The organism is Desulfosarcina sp. (assembly GCF_041551955.1).
Lineage (GTDB): Bacteria > Desulfobacterota > Desulfobacteria > Desulfobacterales > Desulfosarcinaceae > Desulfosarcina.
The window spans coordinates 1-3,823 of the sequence record NZ_JBFELV010000471.1 but is presented as its reverse complement, the minus strand read 5'-3'; the positions used below and the strand labels follow the sequence as shown (position 1 = coordinate 3,823).

Genomic DNA, 3,823 nt, shown 5'->3' with positions numbered 1-3,823 from the left:
GCATCATGATCGGAATTCGCAACCGGGCCGATGATGGCCTGGATCTCTGCACGGAGGTTTGGATCAATGAGCTCAGACTAAACGGCTTAAATGAGAAAGGGGGTGCTGCCGCCCTGGCCAGGCTGGATCTTCAACTGGCCGCCGCTGCCCTCGATGGCAAATCGGGTTACGTCGACAGGGCTGGAGAGCAGCTTGAGGATATGCAATCCTTCGCCCGCCAGCTTCCCGGTAAACGAAGACTTCAGCGGCCTACGGGTATCGATAACGGCCAGAAAATCTCCCTCGAGGCGGCCCGACAGGGTCTGGTTGTTTTCAAGAAGGCTATCGGCGGTTTTTTTCTCCATGTTGCCGGAAAACCTTAATTCGATTCCGTCGGCGCTTTGGCGCGCGGAGGCGGTTGCCCGTGAACTGCCGTCGGCGAACCGAATCCGTCGAATATTCCAGTCGTGCGGAGAGACGCTAACATCCGCAAACAGGTCGACGCCGCCGGCAGTCTTCATTTCTCCCATAAAGGAGAACGTCCGCCTATTCGACCAACCGATGTTGACACCGGACAGCTCGACCGGCGCCTTTATCTCTATATGCCTGGGGAGGGGCAACCTCGTGCTCAGCCACGCGATGGCCTCTTGCCCCAAGGAACCGTCGATACGCCAGGCTGCGGAGTCAGGGCTGACGATGCCTTTGGCCTCGTATGATGAGACGAAGGCGCTGTCCAGGAATTCTATCTTTACACCCTCTGCCCGCTCATTCCCGGGACGGTAAGTGATCTTGCCACCGGAGAGCCGAAACTCAAATGGCAGCAGAGGACTGTTCAACCGAATCGTTTCCGGTGTGCCTGAAATCTCGAAAGACCACTTTGCCGGTTCCGTGAGCGGGCCGCTGATTTGCAAATTTGACACGCTGGCGGTTCCGGTAGCCCCATCGATATAGGTTTTGACCCTGTCCAGTCCTTCAAATGAGGTCAGCCAGGTAAAAAGCGGTTGTGCATCGACCGCCACCGAGCGGCTCGATATCATCAGGGTCGATGCTGCATCCCAATCGATGGCGGCATCGAGTCCTTTGAATGTGGCGCCCTGGAACCGGCCGCTGACATTCTTGAATGCCGCGTGCCGGTCTTCGTATATGACCTCACCGGCCATGCCTTCAAGGTCGGCATCGATGCCCGGGATGGTGACCACCCCCCGGGACAGGTGGCCTGCCGCCTTCATTTTGTTCAGCTGCCATCCAGTTTCATCGATATCGAATCCGGCAAAATAGGAGGCGTTGGACAACTGCCCTGCTTTGGCAACCGAAAATGCCGTCCGGATCTCATCCAGGTCGCCGGCGATGGCACGGGCGACCGCACCGGCCACAGCCACATCCAAACGATGGGCGGTGGCGCGCACCTCGACGGCGGACCTGCCGGTAGCGCCCTCGGGACGGATGTTGGCAGCGGCAGAAATATCCAGCGCCGGCTGGACAGATTTGAGGGCGTTGATCGAAACGGACAGACTCCCGCCAGCATAGTCTACGGCGCCAGAAACGGCGACCGTGTTCAGATCTAGCTTCAAGTCCCTGCGCATGACCCTCAGAAATGGAATCTTAAGGTCAAACCGGCCATTAACCGTTTCGGGTCCGCCGACGGTGAAATCGGCCTCCACCGCTGCCCGGGTATCGTCGGTGGTGATGCCGCCGGGCAGGGCGGCATGGATCAACAGGGGGCGGACATTGATGTTGGTGGCGGAGATGTGTCCCCTGGCACGCATCGCTTCGATGTCCGCGTTGGCGCTGGCCTTCAGCTTGCCGGTCAGGTCTGATCGGCATTGCAGGCTCAGCGACAGCTCGCCGTCGTCATTTTCGACCAGGGCATGGATGTCGCCAATCCGAAGATCCGGAGCGCCGGTGAACACCAGGGTGACCGTTCCACCCTCGATCCGTAGATCCGTTCCCGAGTCAATGGCCCCTGAGGCGCCGAATAGACTTCCAACGGCCCTCCGGACGCCATCTCCACGGGAAATGCCCGTTCCCTCCTTAGGTGGATCCGTGATCTTCATCGGGTTCGAAGCCAAACGAACCTTTACGTCCGGGGCAATCAGGGCAAGCCGGCGGATGCTCACTCGGCCTTTCAGGAGGGGCAGGAGCCTGGGGTAGACCGACAACTCCTGGGCGGTGACCTCGAATGCATTCTGCCGACGCAGATGAATCTCCCGGGCCTTCAAATGGGGCAGCGGTAGAAAGCTGATGTCCAGACGGTCATAAACCAATGCGCCGCCCGTGGCCTGGGCAGTCTTGCTGATGATGAACGATTTGACCATCTCGCGGTTGGCCAGCAGGTGGGTGGCCAGGACGGCGGTCAGCAGCAGGGCCATGACCAGGCTGGCGCACACCAGACTGACCATGAGAAGTTTACGGGTGTGACGCATCTATTTTCCTTCGGATCGGGCCAGATATTTGCCCACCAGCATGGCGATCAGGATGGTCATGTATAGCTGGCCGGTGATGGCGATGAGCACCGTCATGGATCGTGCCAGGTGGTAGACCGGCGTAACGTCTCCATAGCCCAGGGTGGTCAGGGTCACGAAACCGAAATAGAGGTAATCGTTAAACTGCGGCGCGCTCCCACCGGGGAAAATGATGGCTGGGCTTCCCGGAGAAAAATAGTGATGCACCACATCTGAAATAGCCAATAACGTCGCGCTGAGCACACCGAGCAGCAGGTATCCGTTGATGGAACTGAGGATGATGGTGGGCGAAACGTTCCGGCTGCGGGCGATGTGACGGACCATCAGTACCACAATGGCTGCCAGGAAGAGAAAAGTGGTAATAAAATCGATCAGGTAAATACGTTCACTCCCGACAAAATGGCCGATCCACGAGGTGGCTGCCGTCAGCGAGCCCAGCGGGAGCAGTATCTTCAACGATTTGGCAGAGAAATCCAGCGAGAAAATACCTGAGAAGAAAATGGCGGTCAGCAGCAGGTCCTTTAGCAAGGAATTTTTCGCTTTGAAAAGGGGAAACAAGATGATCAGGGCCAATAGGCAGACCAGCAGGATGACATTGTTACGCGGCAGATTTTTCAGTTTCATCGCTTAGGTGTCCAGGCGCAACGGTTGCCCATTATTTTTTCTAGGATGACTTTGGTGATCAGGTAGGTGGGCTTGACGCCCTCCTTGCCCATGGCGCCAGCGGCCAGGGTGCTTCCCGTTTTGATCGGGTTGTCCGATGCATAGTAGGCATAGCGTACCGGCATGTCTTCACGGGCGTTGCCTTTGATGATCGCCGCACTGATCGCCCGCTGAAAATGGCCTCCCTCCATTTCCAATCCGATAGTCTTCCAGTCCGACTGAAATTTTTCGAGCATGTCCCGATTCTGCAGGGAGGTGCCCAGGACGGTGACCATAGGGCCTACGAATACGCTCTCCGTTTCAGGAAAATCCGACGCCCGGAAATCGTTGTCGACCCGGTAGTTGTCCGAGGTGCCTTCGAATACGTGGGCCGTGGCCAGCATGATGTCTCCCTTGTCGCCGGTCAGGATGCCAGCCTTGCCCATAATGGAGATGGAGCTGAAGTCGAAGGCGACGGATGAGCCGTTCTTGCTATACGAGTCCAACAGATTTTCCATGATTTCGAAGGCTTGGGCCCCGAAAGCATAATCGACCACCAGGATGACCGGGGCGGTATCTGCCGATTCGGGCACGCTGATGTTGAGCTCCGGGTGAAGTTCCACCCCATTCAATCGGCCGGTGTCGATGATTTGACAGTCGATGTGCGCACCGGAGCGATCCGGCAGCTCCAAAAAACCATGCGCCGCGGCGAAGTTTTGGATCTCGTCCTGGTGTTGGCG

General features: G+C 57.8%; 2 protein-coding genes and 1 pseudogene. 1 reads left to right on the top strand and 2 read right to left on the bottom strand.

The features are described from left to right. Window positions 1–5: 5 nt before the first annotated feature. The gene (locus ABYV26_RS22650; protein ID WP_372683627.1) at window positions 6–362 is read left to right on the top strand and encodes a hypothetical protein; all 357 of its coding nucleotides are present in this window, start codon (window positions 6–8) and stop codon (window positions 360–362) included. 2,040 nt (window positions 363–2,402) lie between these two features. Here ABYV26_RS22650 and ABYV26_RS22645 read toward each other — a convergent pair. Together ABYV26_RS22645 and ABYV26_RS22640 are read right to left on the bottom strand one after the other, a co-directional pair. Next, window positions 2,403–3,065, bottom strand: coding sequence for a potassium channel family protein (locus tag ABYV26_RS22645; RefSeq protein WP_372683626.1), 663 nt, complete (start codon window positions 3,063–3,065; stop codon window positions 2,403–2,405). Then, a pseudogene (locus ABYV26_RS22640) lies at window positions 3,062–3,823 on the bottom strand (hypothetical protein); the annotation flags it as partial. The pseudogene ABYV26_RS22640 and the gene ABYV26_RS22645, both read right to left, overlap by 4 nt.